At 73.6% G+C, this 18,018-nt stretch carries 14 protein-coding genes; 5 read left to right on the forward strand and 9 right to left on the reverse strand.

Annotated features, from left to right (window positions below; all coding sequences use genetic code 11):
* Window positions 1-131 precede the first annotated feature (131 nt).
* The gene (locus tag ACI6PP_RS07065; protein WP_421110290.1) at window positions 132-1,613 is read right to left on the reverse strand and encodes a cryptochrome/photolyase family protein; all 1,482 of its coding nucleotides are present in this window, start codon (window positions 1,611-1,613) and stop codon (window positions 132-134) included.
* 302 nt (window positions 1,614-1,915) lie between these two features.
* Here ACI6PP_RS07065 and sppA point away from each other — a divergent pair, with 302 nt between their 5' ends.
* From sppA to ACI6PP_RS07090, 5 genes are all read left to right on the forward strand, one after another.
* Complete coding sequence (gene sppA, locus ACI6PP_RS07070; RefSeq protein WP_421110292.1) at window positions 1,916-3,598, forward strand: signal peptide peptidase SppA; 1,683 nt, start codon at window positions 1,916-1,918, stop codon at window positions 3,596-3,598.
* Between the two features lie 71 nt (window positions 3,599-3,669).
* Complete coding sequence (locus tag ACI6PP_RS07075; protein WP_421110294.1) at window positions 3,670-5,130, forward strand: pyridoxal phosphate-dependent decarboxylase family protein; 1,461 nt, start codon at window positions 3,670-3,672, stop codon at window positions 5,128-5,130.
* Entirely contained in the window at window positions 5,127-6,419 is a 1,293-nt protein-coding gene (locus ACI6PP_RS07080) for a lysine N(6)-hydroxylase/L-ornithine N(5)-oxygenase family protein (protein ID WP_421110295.1), read from the forward strand. Before ACI6PP_RS07075 ends, ACI6PP_RS07080 begins: the two co-directional genes overlap by 4 nt.
* Window positions 6,416-6,961, forward strand: a complete 546-nt coding sequence (locus ACI6PP_RS07085; RefSeq protein ID WP_421110297.1) for a GNAT family N-acetyltransferase — start codon at window positions 6,416-6,418, stop codon at window positions 6,959-6,961. Before ACI6PP_RS07080 ends, ACI6PP_RS07085 begins: the two co-directional genes overlap by 4 nt.
* Window positions 6,958-8,763, forward strand: a complete 1,806-nt coding sequence (locus ACI6PP_RS07090) for an IucA/IucC family protein (RefSeq protein ID WP_421110299.1) — start codon at window positions 6,958-6,960, stop codon at window positions 8,761-8,763. Before ACI6PP_RS07085 ends, ACI6PP_RS07090 begins: the two co-directional genes overlap by 4 nt.
* A gap of 10 nt (window positions 8,764-8,773) precedes the next feature.
* Here the strand turns inward: ACI6PP_RS07090 and ACI6PP_RS07095 are convergent, their stop codons facing one another.
* From ACI6PP_RS07095 to ACI6PP_RS07130, 8 genes are read right to left on the reverse strand one after another with little or no spacing between them, the layout of a single operon-like run.
* On the reverse strand, window positions 8,774-11,011 hold the full coding sequence (locus ACI6PP_RS07095) for a penicillin acylase family protein (protein ID WP_421110301.1): 2,238 nt from the start codon (window positions 11,009-11,011) through the stop codon (window positions 8,774-8,776).
* Window positions 11,008-11,988 (reverse strand): ABC transporter ATP-binding protein, encoded by a 981-nt coding sequence (locus tag ACI6PP_RS07100; protein WP_421110303.1) that lies wholly within the window; start codon window positions 11,986-11,988, stop codon window positions 11,008-11,010. Before ACI6PP_RS07100 ends, ACI6PP_RS07095 begins: the two co-directional genes overlap by 4 nt.
* On the reverse strand, window positions 11,985-12,962 hold the full coding sequence (locus ACI6PP_RS07105) for an ABC transporter ATP-binding protein (protein ID WP_421110305.1): 978 nt from the start codon (window positions 12,960-12,962) through the stop codon (window positions 11,985-11,987). The genes ACI6PP_RS07100 and ACI6PP_RS07105 overlap by 4 nt, the downstream gene beginning before the upstream one ends.
* Window positions 12,959-13,813 carry a polysaccharide deacetylase family protein gene (locus tag ACI6PP_RS07110; protein WP_421110307.1) on the reverse strand — a complete coding sequence of 285 codons (855 nt, stop codon included), beginning with the start codon at window positions 13,811-13,813 and terminating at the stop codon, window positions 12,959-12,961. The genes ACI6PP_RS07105 and ACI6PP_RS07110 overlap by 4 nt, the downstream gene beginning before the upstream one ends.
* Window positions 13,810-14,601 (reverse strand): SDR family NAD(P)-dependent oxidoreductase, encoded by a 792-nt coding sequence (locus ACI6PP_RS07115; protein WP_421110309.1) that lies wholly within the window; start codon window positions 14,599-14,601, stop codon window positions 13,810-13,812. Before ACI6PP_RS07115 ends, ACI6PP_RS07110 begins: the two co-directional genes overlap by 4 nt.
* On the reverse strand, window positions 14,594-15,502 hold the full coding sequence (locus ACI6PP_RS07120) for an ABC transporter permease (RefSeq protein ID WP_421110311.1): 909 nt from the start codon (window positions 15,500-15,502) through the stop codon (window positions 14,594-14,596). The genes ACI6PP_RS07115 and ACI6PP_RS07120 overlap by 8 nt, the downstream gene beginning before the upstream one ends.
* Entirely contained in the window at window positions 15,499-16,497 is a 999-nt protein-coding gene (locus ACI6PP_RS07125; protein ID WP_421110313.1) for an ABC transporter permease, read from the reverse strand. Before ACI6PP_RS07125 ends, ACI6PP_RS07120 begins: the two co-directional genes overlap by 4 nt.
* Window positions 16,494-18,017 carry an ABC transporter substrate-binding protein gene (locus tag ACI6PP_RS07130; RefSeq protein ID WP_421110315.1) on the reverse strand — a complete coding sequence of 508 codons (1,524 nt, stop codon included), beginning with the start codon at window positions 18,015-18,017 and terminating at the stop codon, window positions 16,494-16,496. Before ACI6PP_RS07130 ends, ACI6PP_RS07125 begins: the two co-directional genes overlap by 4 nt.
* Window position 18,018: the final 1 nt, after the last annotated feature.

Here is an 18,018-nt window from a genome sequence, read left to right on the forward strand (position 1 = left end):
ACGACCCGTGGCGCCGGACCGCGCTGAGGCGGTCGTGTTGACGACGTCACGGCGAAGGAATACTCCCCTCCAACCGGAGAACTATCTCACGAGGGGGGCCCGCACGCCTCCGCGAACGGGCGAGGCGGTCGTCACGGGGCGGTCGCTCCGCGGCCGTCCTCCTGCGCCACCAGCTCGTCGAGGTCCTTGAGCCGGTGCCGCTGGGTGAGCGGGCGGGCCAGGCGGTGGTTGCCCTCGAGCACGTCGGCGTTGCGGTCCAGGAACCACCAGTAGCCGGCCGTGAACGGGCACGCGTCGTCGCCCACCCGCTTCTTCGGGTCGTAGCGGCAGCCGCCGCAGTAGTCGCTCATCTTGTCGATGTAGGCGCCGCCGGACGCGTACGGCTTGGTGGCCATCAGGCCGCCGTCGGCGTGCTGGCTCATGCCGACGACGTTGACCGGCATCACCCAGTCGTAGCCGTCGACGAACCGGGTCTGGAACCACTCGGTGAGCGCGTCGGGGTCGTACCCGCGCTGCAGCGCCCAGTTGCCGAGCACCATCAGCCGCGGGATGTGGTGCACCCAGCCGTGGTCGCGGACGCCGCGCAGCACGCCCGACAGGCAGGCGGCGTCGACGTCGTCGGCGCGCAGGTCGTCGAACCACGCGGGCAGCGGCTTGCCGGCGTGCAGGTGGTTGTGCGCGCGGTAGTCCTCGCCGAAGTGCCAGTACAGCTGCCACACCCACTCGCGCCACCCCACGAGCTGTCGGACGAACCCCTCGACGCTCGCGATCGGCGCCGTCCCGTCGTCGTGGCGACGGACGGCCGCCTCGACCACCTCGTGGGCGTGCACCAGCCCGAGGTTGAGCGGGACCGACAGCAGGCTGTGCGCCATCCGGTCGTCGGCCTTGAGCATGGCGTCCTCGTGCGGCCCGAACGCCGCGAGCCGCTCGTCGCAGAACCGCTCGACGGCCGCGAGCGCCTCGCGCCGGGTCACGGCGAACTGGCGGGGTGCGTCCTCCCCCACCATCTCCAGGCCCTCGTCGCGGGCCCAGCGGTCGAGGTCGTCGCGGACCTCGGCGTCGATGTCGTCCTCGCGTGGCACGTAGGGCCGGGGCACGTCGAGCGTCGCGCTCTGGGGCGGGGGCTCGCGGTTGTCGTGGTCGTGGTTCCACTGCCCGCCGGCCGGCTCGCCGCCGTCGACCAGGATCTCCAGGCGCCGGCGCTGGTGGCGGTAGAAGTCCTCCAGGCGCAGCTGCTTGCGTCCGCCGGTCCAGGCGGTGAACTCGTCCTTGGGCATCGAGTAACCGGGGGTGGGGTCGATCGCGCCGACGAGCCCCTCGTCCTGCAGCCGCTCGACCAGCTGCTGGGCCCTCCACGACGTGGGCTCGAAGACGTCGACGGTCTCCCCCAGCTCGGCCAGGGCCTCGCGGTAAGTGCCGGTCTGGATGAACACGGCGCGGTCGCCCAGCTCGGCCGCGCGGTGCCGCAGCGCCGACAGCGTCAGGTGCAGCTTCTGGCGGTGGTAGACCCGTCGGTGCAGCACCGCACGCGACTCCACCAGCAGCACCGGCCGTCGGTCGGAGGTGAAGTGGGGCCCGAGCTGGTCGGCGAAGAGCCATCGGCGGTTCGGCACCGTGCCAGGTTGTCACTGCGGGGGTGCCGGCGCAGGACGGGCTCGGGTCTCGGTGGGTGGGACGACCGGGGTGCCGACCACGGCAAACCATCACGAACCGTGGTGAATTCACCACGGTTCGCGACCGTTTGCCACGGTCGGTGTGACGTCTGGGGCGGATGGGAGAGCCCGGTCCACCTGTCGAGACGCACCCGCTCGACACGAGCACCCCCGCCCACCCAGTCCGTCGGTGCCTGTCGGCGAGCACCCCAGCGGCGCCGCACCCGAAGCCCCAGGACACCACCCCACCTAGGCTGGACGACATGGACCTCAGGCGCCGCAACCGTGTCCCGCTCGTGCTGGAGATCGACCTCGCGCGGGGGCTGCTGACGCAGGCGCCGCAGGACCCGCTGGAGATGCTGCGCGCGCGGGCCACCCCGACGCTGACCGACGTCCTCGCCGGGCTGCGGCGCGGGGCCGAGGACGACGACGTGGTGGCCGCGGTCGTGCACGTCGGCGGGACGGTGACGGCGGCCGTCGCCGACGAGCTGGGGCAGGCGCTCACGGAGTTCTCGGCCCGCGGCAAGGCCACCGTCGCCTTCAGCGAGAGCTTCGGCGAGCTCGGTCCGGGCACGGTGCCGTACTACCTCGCCGCGCACGCCGACACGATCTGGCTCCAGCCCACCGGACAGGTCGGGCTCACGGGCGTCAGCCTCGAGCTCAGCACCGTCCGCGGGGCGCTCGACAAGATCGGGGTCGAGCCCCAGATCGGTCAGCGCCAGGAGTACAAGACCGCGGCCGAGCGGCTGACGGCCACCGAGGTGTCCGACGCGAACCGCGAGATGTCGCAGCGGCTCGCCGACTCCGTCCTCGAGCAGGTCACCGCGCAGGTGTGCCGCACCCGCGGGCTCACCCCCACCGAGGTCGACGCGCTGGTGGCCGAGGCGCCGATCGAGGCCGGACGCGCCCACGCTGCACACCTCGTCGACCACCTCGGCTACCGCGACGCCGTCTACGCCGCGGTGCGGCGCGAGCACGGCCGCGACGGCGAGGTGCGCCTGCAGTACGCCCACCGGTACGCGCACTCGGCGAAGGCCGCTGCCTCCGGCGTGGTCGACAAGGTCCGTCGTCGCAGCCGGCCGGTGGTCGCCGTCGTCGAGGTGCACGGCGGCATCGTCACCGGCCGCGGCGGCTCCTCGCCGCTCGGCGGCCGCTCGGTCGGGTCCGACCAGGTGCTGGCCGCGTTGCGGCTGGCCCGCGAGGACGACGACGTCAAGGCCGTCGTGCTCCGCGTCGACAGCCCCGGCGGGTCGTACGTCGCCTCCGACGCGATCCGCGACGGCATCCGCGTGCTGCGCGAGACCGGGCGTCCCGTCGTCGCGTCGATGGGGGCCGTGGCAGGGTCCGGCGGGTACTTCGTCTCCATGCCCGCGGACGAGATCGTCGCGCTGCCCACCACGCTCACCGGCTCCATCGGCGTGCTCGGCGGCAAGCTGGTCACCACCGAGGTCGCCGACAAGGTCGGGCTCGCGCGCGAGGCCGTCGGCGCCGGCGCGCACGCCACCATGTTCACCTCGCTCCGCCGCTTCGACGACGACGAGCAGGCGCGCGTCGACGGCTGGCTCGACGCCGTCTACGCCGACTTCACCACCAAGGCCGCGGCCGACCGCGGCATGGCGCTCGACGACCTCGAGCCGCTCGCCCGCGGACGGGTCTGGACCGGCGCCGACGCCCGCGAGCGTGGACTCGTCGACACGAGCGGCGGCCTGGCCACGGCCGTCGAGCGTGCCTGCGCCCGGATCGACCGCACCCGCGACGACGTGCAGGTACGGCGGGTGCCGCACCTCGGCCTGCTCGACCGGCTCGGCCGTCCCGACTCGAGCGAGGACGCGCTCGACGCGGTGGGCTCGGGCAGCGGCGGCGGCCTCGTCGCCGGCCTCGCGCGACAGCTCGGGCTCCCCGCCGACGGCGTGCTGACGATGACGGGCGTGACCCGGATCACCTGACCGATCCGTTTACCGGACATCCTGACGGGTACGTAAGGTGAGCCTTACCTAAACCATCAGGAGGTTCCTCCGTGCTGCTCGACCCCGACGGTGCCACGTCCTACCGCCAGGCCCTCGCCCTGGGCCTGGACGAGGTGCACGCCCGCGTCACCAGCGTCTCCCGCCCCTGCACCGGCGCCGCCCCGGCCGACCTGGACAAGCTGGTCCGGGACGTCGACCTCGACGCGCCGCTCGCCGACCCGTCCGAGGCGATCGCCGAGCTCGGGCCACTGTGGCTCGACGACGCCGTCTGGTTCCACCACCCCGACTACGCCGCGCACCTGAACTGCCCGGTCGAGGTGCCCGCGCTCCTCGGCGAGCTGCTGCTCAGCGCGGTCAACCCGTCGCTGGACACCTGGGACCAGAGCATCGGCGCCACCCTGATGGAGCGGCGCCTCGTCACGTGGACGGCCGACCGCGCCGGGCTCGGCGAGGCCGCCGACGGCGTCTTCACCAGCGGCGGCACGCAGTCCAACCTGCAGGCGCTGCTCGTCGCGCGGGGCGTCGCCACCGAGCGGCTGGCCGCGGGCGACGACGTCCGCCTGCCCGACCTGCTCCCCAGGCTGCGGGTGCTGGCCTCGGAGGTCAGCCACTTCAGCGTCCGCACGGGAGCGCGGACGCTCGGGCTCGGTGAGGACGCCGTCGTCCCGGTCGCGTGCGACGAGCGGCGGCGGATGCGTCCGGACGCGCTCGCCGAGGCGCTGGCCGCGTGCCGGGCCGATGGCCTGGTGCCGATGGCCGTCGTCGCCACCGCGGGCACCACCGACTTCGGCAGCATCGACCCGATGCCCGAGATCGCCGAGCTGTGCCGGCGCGACGGCGTGTGGATGCACGTCGACGCGGCGTTCGGGGGCGGTCTGCTCTGCTCGACCACCCGGCGCCACCTGCTCGACGGCATCGAGCACGCCGACTCGGTGACCGTCGACTTCCACAAGACGTTCTTCCAGCCGGTCAGCTCCAGCGCCGTGCTCGTGCGGAACGGGTCGACGCTGCGGCACGTCACGCACCACGCGGACTACCTGAACCCGGCCGACACCGACCCCGACGCGCGCCCCAACCAGGTGGACAAGTCGATCCAGACCACCCGCCGGTTCGACGCGCTCAAGCTGTGGCTGACGCTGCGCCTCACCGGGGCCGACGGCGTGGGCGCCATGCTCGACACCGTCGTCGACCTCGCCGACGCCACCTGGCGGCACCTCGACGACGACCCGCGGTTCGAGGTCGTCGTCAGGCCGACGCTGAGCACCGTGGTGTTCCGCTACCGCCCCGACGCCGCCGCGTCGCCCGCCGAGGTCGACGACCTCAACACCGCGATCCGTGACGAGCTCTTCGCCTCCGGGAGGGCGATGGTCGCGCGCACCGTCGTCGACGGCCGCGTGCACCTCAAGCTCACCCTACTCAACCCCCGCACGACGGCCGCCGACCTGCGTCGCGTGCTCGACCTCGTCGCCCGCGCCGGCGACGCCCACCTCGACGAGAGGAGCGCCGCGTGAGCGACCACGTCCACGACTTCGTCGCGATCGGCCTCGGCCCGTTCAACCTCGGCCTGGCCTGCCTCACCGACCCGGTCGACGACCTCGACGGGGTGTTCCTGGAGGCGAAGACGTCGTTCTCCTGGCACCCGGGGATGATGCTCGACGGCGTGCACCTGCAGACGCCGTTCATGGCCGACCTGGTGACGATGGCCGACCCGACGTCGCCGTTCTCGTTCCTGGCGTACGCCAAGGAGCAGGGGCGCCTGTACGCGTTCTACATCCGCGAGAACTTCTACCTGCTCCGCGAGGAGTACGTGCAGTACTGCCGCTGGGCGGCCGACCGGCTGCGGACGATCGAGTGGGACCGTGCCGTCGCCGAGGTGGTCCACGAGGACGGGGTCTACGTGGTGCGCTCGCGCGACTCGTCCGGACGGGCGCACGAGCACCGCGGCCGCCGGCTCGTGATCGGCACGGGCACCCCGCCGCACGTCCCGGCCGCCGCCGAGGGGCTGGAGGGACCGGTGCTGCACAGCTCGGACTACCTGCACCGCGCCGACGAGCTCAAGGCGCTCGGCTCGGTGACCGTGGTGGGCAGCGGCCAGAGCGCCGCCGAGGTGTACCGCGACCTGCTGCAGGACCTGCCGCGGCACCGCTACCGGTTGACGTGGGCCACGCGCTCGCCCCGGTTCTTCCCGCTGGAGTACACCAAGCTCACGCTCGAGATGACCTCGCCGGAGTACACCGACTACTTCCACGCGCTGCCGCCGGCCACGCGCGACGAGCTGCTGGAGTCGCAGAAGCAGCTCTACAAGGGCATCGACGGCGAGCTCGTCGACGAGATCCACGAGCTGCTGTACGCCGCCGGGCTGCGCGGCGAGCCCGACACCGAGCTGCTCACCAACACCGAGCTGGAGTCGGCGTCGTGGGACGGGTCGGCGTTCACGCTCGGGCTGCGCCAGGTGGAGCAGGACGTCGCGTACGACCTGCGCACCGAGGGGCTGGTGCTGGCGACCGGCCACCGCTGGCGTCGTCCGGACTTCGTCGACGGCATCGCCGACCGGCTCTGCTTCGACGACCGCGGGCGCTTCGACGTCGACCGCACCTACGCCGTCGACCGCGGCCGCGACGAGGTGTTCGTGCAGAACGCCGAGTCACACACCCACGGGCTGGTGGCGCCCGACCTCGGCATGGCGTCGTACCGGAACTCGGTGATCATCGCCCGGATGCTCGGCCGCGAGGTCTACCCGGTCGAGAAGCGCATCGCGTTCCAGCAGTTCGGCGCGCCGGCCCGGGCGGTGCACGCATGAGCCTGACGTTCCGTCCCGTCCTGCTGCCCGACGACGTGCCACTGCTGCACACGTGGGTCACCGCCGAGCGTGCCCGGTTCTGGGACATGCAGGGCGCCTCGCGCGCCGACGTCGAGGACGAGTACCGCCGCATCGAGGCGTCCGGCCACCACCGCGCGTTCCTCGGGCTCGACGACGGCCTGCCCACCTTCCTGGCCGAGGTCTACGACCCCGCCCACGACCCGGTGGGCGAGGCGTACGAGGTGCAGCCCGGCGACCGCGGCATGCACCTGCTCGTCGGTCCGACGGACACGCCCGTCCACGGCTACACCCGACGCGTGATGGAGGCGGTCGTCGCCTTCGTCCTGACCGACCCCGACGTGCGCCGCGTCGTCGTCGAGCCCGACGTCCGCAACGAGGCGATCCACCGCCTCAACGCGTCGGTCGGCTTCTGCGAGGAGCGCGTCGTCAGCCTGCCCACCAAGGACGCCCTGCTGTCGTCCTGCACCCGCGAGGACTTCGCGGCCGCCACGGCGCGGCCGCAGGAGAGGACCGCCCGATGAGCCGCACCACCGAGGAGCCCCAGGACTTCGCGTCCCACCTGACGCCCGGCGCGTTCGCCCGCGCCCAGCGCGCCCTGGTCGCCAAGGCGCTGTCGGAGTGGTCGCACGAGCGGCTGCTCTCCCCCGTCGACCTCGGCGGCGGACGCTGGGCCGTCACCAGCGACGACGGCGCCGTCACCTACCGGTTCGGGGCCCGCCGGCTGTCGCTGGACCACTGGCTCGTCGACGCGTCGTCGATCGAGCGGGAGCGCGACGGGCACCTGCTGCCGCTCGACGCGTCCGACCTCGTCGTGGAGCTGCAGGGCACGCTCGGCATGGGCGCCGACGTGCTCCCGGTGTACCTCGACGAGATCAGCAGCACCCTGTTCGGCCACGCCTACAAGCAGGCGCGCGACGTCCCGGGGTCGAAGGCGCTCGTCCACGCCGACTTCCAGACCGTCGAGTCGGCGATGAGCGAGGGACACCCCTGCTTCGTCGCCAACAACGGCCGCATCGGGTTCGGCGCCGACGACTACCGGGCGTACGCACCCGAGACCGGCTCGACCGTCCGGCTCGTGTGGCTCGCGGTGCGCCGTGAGCGGTCGGTGTTCGCCGCGGTGCGCGGGCTCGACCACGAGCAGCTGGTGGCCTCCGAGCTCGACGCCGCCACCCGCGCCCGCTTCGACGACCGGCTGCGCGACCTCGGCCTCGACCCGTCCGACTACCACCTGCTGCCCGCCCACCCCTGGCAGTGGTTCGACCGCCTCGCGGTGACCTTCGCCGCCGACGTCGCCGACCGCGACGTCGTCTGCCTCGGGCACGGCGACGACGACCACCGGCCGCAGCAGTCCGTCCGCACCTTCTTCAACGCCAGCCGGCCCGACCGCCGCTACGTCAAGACGGCCATCTCGGTGCTCAACATGGGCTTCATGCGCGGGCTGTCGGCGGCGTACATGAGCGTCACCCCGGCGATCGACGACTGGCTGCACGACCTGCTGACCAGCGACGAGTACCTCGTGTCCAAGCGGTTCACCGCGCTGCGCGAGGTGGCCGCGATCGGCTATCACCGCCGCCACGTCGACTCGCTCCCCGCGGGCTCGGCGCACCGCAAGATGCTGGCCGCCCTGTGGCGCGAGAGCCCCGTCCCGTCGCTCGAGCCGGGCCAGCAGCTGGTGACGATGGCGTCGTTCCTGCACCGCGACGACGACGGCGAGCCGTTCCTGCTGGCCCTCGTCGAGGCGTCCGGGATCGGCCTGGACGCGTGGCTGCGCCGGTGGCTCGACCTCTACCTGTCACCGCTGCTGCACTGCATCTACACGCACGACCTCGCGTTCATGCCGCACGGCGAGAACATGATCGTGGTGCTCGAGGACGCCGTCCCGGTGCGGGTGATCCTCAAGGACACCGGCGAGGAGATGGTGGTGATGAACACCGCCGTGACGCTGTCCGAGGACGTGCGCCGCATCCAGCACGACGTCTCCGACGAGGCACGAGCCCTGGCGATCCAGACCGACGTGGTCGACTGCTTCCTGCGGTTCGTCAACGCGATCTGCGTCGAGCACGTGCCCGGCTACGAGGAGGACCTGCTGTGGCGCGCCGTCGCCGACACCGTGCTGGCGTACCAGGCCGAGCACCCGCACCTGGCCGACCGGTTCGCCCGCATCGACCTGTTCGGCGACGACTTCGAGCTGGTCTGCCTCAACCGCCTCCAGCTCGCCGACAACCGGCAGATGGTCGACCTGGAGTCCCCCGACGTCACCGCCCGCGACCACGGCAGGCTGGCCAACCCCCTGGCCCGCCACCGCCCCTCGGCCACGCACTGACCGCGAGAGGTCAGGTCGGGTCCGGGCCCGCGGACCGCCGCATCGGCGCGAGCCGGTGGTCGCGCCACGGCTCGAGCTGGTCCGACCCGTGGGGCGCCGTGGCCCGCCCGTCGACGCCGCCGGGCACGATCCACCCGGACGCGTCGAGGTCGGACAGGTCGAGCACCTGGCGGTACACCGACAGGTTCGTGATCGTGAACGGCATGCCCACCACCCAGCCGTACGCGGCGTTGGCCACGGTCTCGTTGTCGCCGCCGAGCCCCACCGGGGCGGGGTCGAGGTGCCGGCCGAGAGGGTGGCGTGCCTGCGTCGTGTGCACCTCGGCCCACGTCGCGTCGAGCTTCCGCGCGCGCGACAGTGCCCGGGCGAGGCAGCGCTCCACCAGGTCGTCGCCCAGCCGGGCCGCCGGCACGTCCTCACCGGGGCCGCGCGGCCAGGTGAGCTGGGCGAACCAGCGTCGCAGCAGCACCGGGGTCCCGGGTTGCCGAGAGGCGAGCAGGTCGCCCGCCACGACGGGTCCGACCTCGACGGCCAGGGCGTCGGCGAGCAGCTCGCGACGGAAGCACGCGTGCACCACCGCCGCCGTGCCGTCGCCCCGCAGGTCGCCGGCGGTCGAGACGATCGCGAGCCGGGCCGCTTCGGCGTCCCCGTCGTAGGGGCCGCGGGTCGCGAGGTGCTCGGCCCACCGCCGTGCGGCGACTGAAACGGTGTCGCCCTGCGCGGCCGCCATCGACGCCGGGGTGTGGCCGTCGCCCTCCAGCAGCTCGTGCACGCGCTCGGCCCGGTACGCGTCGTTGACGGCGTGCGAGACCAGCGGGTACGGGTTGGTCGACGCCAGGTTGTTCGTGCTGACGATCACCTGCTCGGGCGGGTCCTCCAGGCGCGGCATGTCGCCCGGCGCCACCAGCCCGTCCCACACCGCCGAGGGTCCCCACGCGGGGACGGGCACCTGGGTGGAGGCGTCGGAGCGGCGCCGCGGCAGCTCGCCACGCAGCCGGTACCCGAGATGGCCGGCGGTGTCGGCGGCCAACAGGTTGTTGACCGGGTCGACCCACGGGTCCTGCACGTCGAGCAGCTCGTTGACGGTGCGGGCGCGCAGCATCGCCGCGAGCACGCCGAACTGGCGGCACGGACGGTCAGCGGCGGTCCAGCGCAGCGACAGGACGCTGCCGGTGGCCGGGTCGCCGTGCACCACCGGGCCGCGCGGGGTGCGCCAGCAGTCCTGCACCACGTCGTCGCCCCCGCGCACCACGATCGTCTCGGTGCGACGCTCGAGCACGTCCCACCCGTCGGCGGAGCGCACCCGGGGCTCGGCACCGGACAGGTCGGCCTGCTCGACGTAGAGGTCCTGGGCGTCGGCGGCGGCGTTGGTGATGGCCCAGCCCACGTGGCCGTTGTGGCCGAAGTGCGGAAACCCGGGGATGCCGGGGAAGGTGGCGCCGGCGACGTCGAACGCGTCGCACCGCAGGTAGGCCTGCCAGTAGACGTTGGGGGCGTCGAGGGCGCGGTGGGAGTCGTTGGCGAGGATCGCCGCGCCGGTGGCGGACCGTCCGGGCCCCACGGCCCAGGCGTTCGACCCGGCCTCCACCTCCGCGAGGAAACCCAGGTGCTCGGCCGCGTCCTCGACGTCGCGGCGCGCCTCGTCCAGGAGCGCGTCGCGGGCGGCGGTGTCCTCGAGGCGGGCGGTGGCGGGCACGCTCACCCGCATCCCCGGGCGCACCCGGGGGTCGAGCAGGTCGAAGACCTGCAGACCCGAGCGCGCCAGGACGGTCGCACGGGCGAGCTTGTACTGCCAGACGCCCATCAGCACGTGCCGCACCTTGAACGCCGCCACGGAGTCGACGACAGTCCACGGCGTCCAGCCGACCCCGGCCTCGGCCATCTCCTCGCTGACGCCGTGCTCGGCCACCCGGGCGTTGACCCCGGCGGCGTAGGCGTCGAACGTCTCCGCGGTGGCGTCGTCCATCGCCTCCACGTCACGCCGAGCCGCGCGCACGAGGTCGAGCCTCCGGGCCAGCCGGTCCGCCGACAGAGCCGTCGCCCCGACGACCTCGCAGAGCGTTCCCGCGGCCCGGCGTCGGTCGTGCTCCATCTGCCACAGCCGGTCGGTGGCGGCGGCCCAGCCGAGCCCGCACCAGGCCGAGGCCTCGTCGACGGCGCTCACGTGGGCGACCCCGAGGTCGTCACGGGCGACCGTGGCCCGACGACGGCCGACCTCCACACGCGTGCTGCGTCCCGGGTCGCTCACGAGGCGGTCACCTGGGCGGTCTCGGCGTAGTGGCACGCCACCTCGCGGCCCGCGACCTCGCGCAGCGCCGGGACCTCGGTGGTGCAGCGCTCGGTCGCGAGCGGGCACCGGCTCGAGAACACGCAACCCGGTGGGCGGTGCAGGGGGCTCGGCAGCTCGCCGGCCTGTGCCACCGCCCGCCTGTCGGTGCGCTCGCGCGGACGGGGGCGCGGCGCGGCGGCGAGCAGCAGCTGGGTGTACGGGTGACGGGCGTCGCCGAACAGCGCCTCGGTGCGGCCGCGCTCGACGACGCGTCCGAGGTACATCACGGCGGTCCGGTCGGCCACGTGCCGCACCAGGGCCAGGTCGTGGCTGATGAACAGGTAGGCCAGGCCCAGCTCGCGCTGCAGGGCGCGCAGCACGTTGACCACCTGCGCCTGCACCGACACGTCGAGCGCGGAGACGGCCTCGTCGCAGACCACGAACCTGGGCTCGAGCGCGATCGCACGGGCGATGGCCACCCGCTGCCGCTGTCCGCCGGACAGCTCGTGCGGGTACTGGTCGGCGAACGACGCGCCCAGCCCCACCAGCTCGAGCAGGTCCGCCACCGAGCGGTGGTCGCCGTCGGCGACCCGGTGCACCCGGGACGGCTCGGTGAGGATCTGCGCGATGCTCATGCGGCCGTTCAGCGAGTCGTAGGGGTCCTGGAACACCGCCTGGAAGTCGCGACGCGCCCGACGCATCTCCCGGCCCGACAGCGTCGACAGGTCGGTGCCGTCGATCTCGACGCTGCCCGCGGTGGGACGCTCCAGCGCGAGCAGCAGCCGGCCGGTGGTCGACTTGCCGCACCCCGACTCGCCCACCAGCGCGGTCGTCGTCCCCGCGTCCACCTGCAGGTCGACGTCGTCGACCGCGGTGAGGCGGCGCGGTCCGTCGACCGTGCGCACGCGGTAGTGCTTGGTGAGCCCCGTCGCCCGGACGAGGACGTCGGCGCTCACGAGGCCGCCCGGCCGGGGTGCCAGCACGCCACCTGGACGGCGGCACGGTGCGGGCTCGGTGCCAGCTCGGGACGCTCCAGGCAGCGCTCCGTGGCACGGGGGCAGCGGTCCCGGAAGCGGCAGCCGTCGGGCCTGCTGCCCAGCGGTGGCACCCGGCCGGGGATCGTGGGCAGATCGCCGGTCTCGGGCACGTCGGGATCGGGGATCGAGGCCAGCAGCATCGCGGTGTACGGGTGCTGCGGGTCGTCCAGCACGTCGACGACGGTGCCCGACTCGACCACCGAGCCGGCGTACATCACCACGACGGTGTCGGCGGTCTGAGCGACGACGCCCATGTCGTGGGTGATGAACAGGACGGCGGCGTCGCGCGTCGTCTCGCGCAGGACGTCCAGCACCTGCGCCTGCACCGTGACGTCGAGCGCCGTGGTGGGCTCGTCGGCGATGACGACGTCGGGCGAGCCCGCCAGTGCCAGCGCGATCATGGCGCGCTGACGGGTGCCGCCCGACAGCTCGTGGGGCAGCTGCCGGGCCCGCGTGGCGGCGTCGGGGACGCCGACCTGCTCCAGCAGCGAGACCGCACGCGCCAGACGCTCGCGCCGCGACATCGAGGTGTGGATGGCCAGCGACTCGGCGATCTGCGCGCCGATGCGCATCAGGGGGTTCAGTGCGGTCGACGCGTCCTGGAACACCATCGAGATCGACGCTCCGCGCAGGCGTCGCAGCTCGCGCTCGCTCGCACCCACCAGCTGGTGCCCGTCGACCGTGGCCGAGCCGGTGCTCGTGGCCGTGTCGGGCAGCAGGCCCATCAGGGCCAGCGCGGTCGCGCTCTTGCCGCACCCCGACTCCCCCACGAGCGCCACGAGCTCGCCGCGGGCGATCTGCAGCGACACGTCGCTCACCGCGTCGCGGCCCGGGCCGAACGAGACCCCGAGGTCGCGGACGTCGAGCACCGCCTCGGAGCCCGCGGCGCTCACGACCGCACCTCGGGACGGTCGAGCGAGCGCGACGGGTGCCCTGCGGAGACGTCCCGGTGGTGGCTCGCCAGCCTCGCGACCGTGTCGACGTGCAGCCCCGGGTGGTCGAGCACCTCGGCGAGGAGGTCCTCCAGGGGCGACAGCCGTGCCGGGCGTCCGGACAGGAACGGGTGGATGGTGAGCATGCACAGGCTCCCGTGTCGCTCGGCGGCGGCGATCTCGTCGCGCCAGGCGGCGACGAGCGCGTGCGGGAACGCCGGCGGACGGGGGTCGCCCGCGGCGTAGCGGTAGTACGGCGCGTCGTCGGTGGCCCAGTCGACGGGCACCTCGACCAGCCCCTCCACGAGGTACGGACGGTCCTCGCCCATCAGCGAGCTGTCGTACTCCAGCCCGAGCGACCGCAGCACGTCGAAGGTCTCCGGCGTCATCTGCCAGCTGGGCGAGCGGTACCCGGTGGGCGCGCGTCCGGTCAGGCCCTCGAGCTCGGAGGCCGCCCGCTCCAGGGTGTCGCGGAGCTCGGCGGTGGTCAGGTCGGTCGGCGGCTCGTGCAGCCAGCCGTGCAGGGCGATCTCGTGCCCGTCGTCGTGGATGGCGCGCACGGCGTCGGGGTAGGTGCGGGCGATCCAGCCGGGCACGTAGAAGGTGGCCCTCAGCCCGAGGCGGGCGAACGCGGCCAGCACGTTCCACACGCCTCGGTGCGGCCCGTAGCGACGCTGCTCCAGCTCGGCCACGCCGCGCGGAGGCTCCGCACGGGTGCGCCACAGGTGGGGTGACTCGCCGTCGAAGTCGACGGTGACGCACAGGCCGGCGGTGGTGTCCCCGGGCCAGGGGTAGGTGTCCTGCGGGCTCATCGGGTGCCGCTCCCTTCGTGGGACGTCGGGCGCGGGGCCGCGTCGCCGGCCGTGCGCCCGCCGTCGACGGCGATCGTGGCGCCGGTGACGAACGACGCGTCGTCCGAGCAGAGCCAGAGCACCGCCGAGGCCGCGTCGGTGGGGCCGGAGGTGCGTCCGAGCGGGATGCGGGTGAGCATCCGGGCGACGTGCTCGTCGCTGAGGTCGCTGACCTCGCTGCCCGGGGCGAACCCCGGCTGCACGGCGTTGACGCGGACGCCGTCGGCCGCCAGCTCGAGCGCCATCCCCCGGGTGAGCGACTCCACCGCCGCCTTGCTCGCCGCGTAGACCGTGCCGCCGGGCCCGGGGCGGACCGCGGCACCCGAGCTGATGTTGACGATGCTCCCGGCCCGGCCGGCGGCGACCATGCGGGTCGCGGCGTGGCGGGTGAGCTCGAAGACCGCCAGCACGTTGACGTCCAGCACCGTGCGGGCCAGCTCGCGGTCGGTGCCCGTCACCGGCGTGCGCGGGTAGATGCCGGCGTTGTTGACCACGACGTCCGGCGCGTCCCACCGGTCGTCGCACGCTGCGAGCACGGCGTCGACCCCGCCGTCGTCGGCCAGGTCGGCGACCACGTGGTGCGCGCCCAGCGCGGCGGCCAGCGCCTGCAGGGGCTCAGCCCGGCGGTCGGTGAGCAGCAGGTCGGCACCGGCGCCGGCGAACGCCTCGGCCATCCATCGGCCCATCACCCCGCAGGCTCCGGTGAGCACGACGCGGCGGCCGGCGATCTGGGCGGAGTAGTCAAGCACGGGGCTCCTCGGGTCGGAGGCGGGCACGGGTGGCGAGGCTGCGGGTGCGCAGCTCGGCCCGTCGGGCGGGGTCCAGGCCGTCCCGGGCTCGGTCGCCCAGGAGGTTGGCGGCGAGGACGAGCAGGAACAGCGCCAGGCCGGGGAACGTCGCCAGCCACCAGGCGGACGAGATGTACTGCTGGCCGTCGGACAGCATCGAGCCCCACGACGCGGTGGGCGGCTGGATGCCGAGGCCGATGAACGACAGCGACGCCTCGAACAGGACCATCAGACCGAGCTCGAGGGTGGCGACGACGATCGCGACCGGCAGCACCTCGGGCAGCACGTGCCGGGTGACGATCCACCAGCCCGAGGCCCCCACGGAGGTCGAGGCCTGGACGAAGCCGCGCGAACGGGCCTCCAGCACGCTGCCGTAGGCGACGCGGACGTAGCGCGGCCAGCGCACCAGTGCCAGGCACACCACGACGTTGACCAGGCTCGGGCCGAGCACGGCCACGACGAGGATCGCGAGCAGCAGGAACGGGACGGACAGCACCACGTCGGAGACGCGCAGCACCACGGCGGCCACCCAGCCACCGCGCCACCCGGCCAGCAGCGCGAGCCCGACGCCGACCGTGCCCGCCACGAGCACCGCGGCCGCGGCGACGACCAGCGAGATGCGCGTCCCGAAGATCACCCGGCTCAGCACGTCGCGTCCCAGGCCGTCGGTGCCGAGCACGTACAGCCCGTCGCCGTGGCTCCACGGGCCCAGGAGCCGGTAGTTCAGGTCGGTCGCGTTCGGGTCGTGCGGCGCGACGAGCGGCGCCAGCACCGCGAGGAGGACGAAGACCAGGAGCACCGCCCCCGGCACCGCCAGCCCGCGTCCGCGCAGACGGCCCACCGCGGCCGTCACGACGCTCATCGCTGCTCCCCGTCGCCGGTCGCCACGGCGACGCGCGGGTCGATGAACCCGTAGGCCAGCTCGACGAGCAGGTTGATGACGACGTACACGGCCGCGGCGAACAGCACGATCGCCTGGACCACCGGGAAGTCGCGGGCCTGGACCGACTGCACCGTCAGCTGCCCGATCCCGGGCCAGGCGAAGATCAGCTCGGTGACGACGGCGCCGCCGAGCAGGTTCGCCAGCTCGAGGGAGGAGATCGTCAGCACCGGGATCGAGACGTTGCGCAGCAGGTGCCTGCGGACGAGCCGCGAGGTCGAGGCGCCCTTGGAGCGGGCCGTGCGGACGTAGTCGCGGGACAGCTGCTCGAGGATCGCCCCGCGGGTGACGCGCGCGGTGGTCGCCGCCGACAGCGAGGCGAGCGTCACCGCCGGCAGGATCAGCGACGACGGTCCGTCGTACCCCGTGGACGGCAACCAGCGCAGCGTCACCGAGAACACGAGAACGAGCAGGATCCCGGTCCAGAACGCGGGCATCGCCTGACCGACGAGGACGACCGGCATCAGCACCCGCTCCGGCCACCGCCCGCGTCGCAGCGCCATCACGGCACCGCTCGCGACGCCGAGCACCAGCGAGAGCACGAAGGCGGCCACCGCGAGGTTGGCCGTGTAGGGCAGCCGCTCGCCGATCAGCCCGAGCGCGGGGCGGCGCTGCACGTAGGAGTAGCCGAGGTCGCCCTGAACCAGGCCGCGCAGGTAGGTCAGGTACTGCTCCCACAGCGGCGCGTCCAGGCCGAGCTGGCCGCGGAGCCGGTCGATGTCGGCGGCGGTGGCGCCCTGCGGTGCCAGCGCCTGGGCCGGGTCGCCCGACAGCCGCAGCGCGAAGAACACGATGGTGGCGACGCCGAACAGCGTGAGCACCGCCTGGGCGAGACGGGTCAGGCCGTACCGCCAGCGCGCGGCACCGGGCACGCGCACGCCCCGGCGTCCCGGTGCCTGGGCCACCACCGCGGTCACGGGCGCAGCCTCACGTCGGCGAGGAACAGCTGCTCCTGCGCGTTCGGCGTCCAGCGGACCCGTTCGGCGGCCCCGTAGACGGCGTAGTCCTGGAACAGGCCGATCCCGGGGACGTCGCGGGCGAGGATCTGGAAGGCCTGGGCGTACAGGCGGTCGCGGGCCGCGGTGTCCAGCTCGTCGCGGGCGTCGTCGACCAGCCCGTCGAACGTGGGGTTCGACCACGAGCTCCAGATCGTCCCCGTGCGGAACAGCGGGTAGACCACGCCGTCGGCGTCCAGGCAGGCGCACGACCACTTGCCGAACCGCATGCCGCCCCAGCGGTGGGCGGGGTCCTGCACCTTCTTGAGGTAGGTCGGCTGGTCGGTGGCCTCGATCTTCACGGTGAGGCCGACGTCGGCGAGGTTGGCCTGGATCGCCTGCACGATCTGCGGGTTGAACGACGGCGACGTCGCCATCACGACGGTCGCCCCGCGTGCGCCGGCCTTCTCGATGATCCTGCGGGCCTCGTCGGGGTCGTAGCGGCTGTCGGGCAGGGCCTGGGGGTAGCCCGTCGCGAGCGGCGTCAGCACGCTGTTGACCGGCTTTGCCTCGCCGAGCTGCAGGCTGCGGATCAGCGCGCGGTAGTTGATCGCGAGCGCGATCGCCCGCCGCACGTCGACGTCCTCGACCGCGCCACCGTTGATCGTGTTGAACGCGACGTAGGCGACGCGCTCGGTGGGTGTCGAGAGCACCTGCAGGCGGGGATCGCGCTCGACCTCACCGGCGGCGTCGGGCGTCAGCGCGGTGATCAGGTCGGCCTTGCCCGCCTGCAGGTCCGCGACCCGGCTCGCGATGTTCGGCACCGACCGGAACACCGCGGTGCGCACGTCGGGCTCTGGACCCCACCAGTAGGGGTTGGGCTCGAGGCGCACCTCCGAGCCGTTCGTGGCGCCGGCGAGCGCGTAGGGCCCCGAGCCGACCGGCGCCTCGTTGAAGCGCTCGTCCCCCACCCGCTCGACGTACGCGCGCGGCACCACCGACAGCGTCGTCAGGTACGACAGCAGCGTCGGCGAGGGCGCCTTGGTCCGGACGACCAGGGTGTCGTCGCCGTCGGCCGACGCCTCGGCGACGGCCGAGAAGTTCGACAGCTGCTCGCTGCCGAACTGCTTGTCGAGGATCCGGTTCAGGCTGTACGCGGCGTCGTCGGCCCGCAGCGGCGTCCCGTCGCTGAACCGCACGTCGTCGCGCAGGGTGAAGCGCCAGGTGGTGGGATCGACCTGCGTCCACGCGGTCGCGAGCCACGGGACGACCTCGTTGGTCCGTGGGTCGCGGTGCAGCAGCTGGTCGAAGATGTTCCGGTAGACGGTGTAGGAGTCGGTGTCGTACTGCCGGGCCGGGTCGAGGGTGGCCGGGTAGTTCACGATGTCGACCACCACGCTCGACGGGCTGCGCGACTCGCTCGCCGGAGTCAGTCCGCACGCCGTGAGCGCGAGCAGGCACACGGCCAGCAGCGCGCGGACGGTGACGCGTCGGCGGCCCACG

It is taken from the genome of Solicola agrisoli, from assembly GCF_049059935.1.
In the GTDB taxonomy this organism is placed as follows: Bacteria; Actinomycetota; Actinomycetes; order Propionibacteriales; family Nocardioidaceae; genus JAURVT01.

What these genes read in the sequence shown, in the direction of transcription:
- ACI6PP_RS07085 (WP_421110297.1), top strand. Translation starts at nt 6,416, where the DNA reads ATGAGCCTGACGTTCCGTCCCGTCCTGCTGCCCGACGACGTGCCACTG.
- sppA (WP_421110292.1), top strand. Translation starts at nt 1,916, where the DNA reads ATGGACCTCAGGCGCCGCAACCGTGTCCCGCTCGTGCTGGAGATCGAC.
- ACI6PP_RS07090 (WP_421110299.1), top strand. Translation starts at nt 6,958, where the DNA reads ATGAGCCGCACCACCGAGGAGCCCCAGGACTTCGCGTCCCACCTGACG.
- ACI6PP_RS07120 (WP_421110311.1), bottom strand. Translation starts at nt 15,502, where the DNA reads ATGAGCGTCGTGACGGCCGCGGTGGGCCGTCTGCGCGGACGCGGGCTG.
- ACI6PP_RS07110 (WP_421110307.1), bottom strand. Translation starts at nt 13,813, where the DNA reads ATGAGCCCGCAGGACACCTACCCCTGGCCCGGGGACACCACCGCCGGC.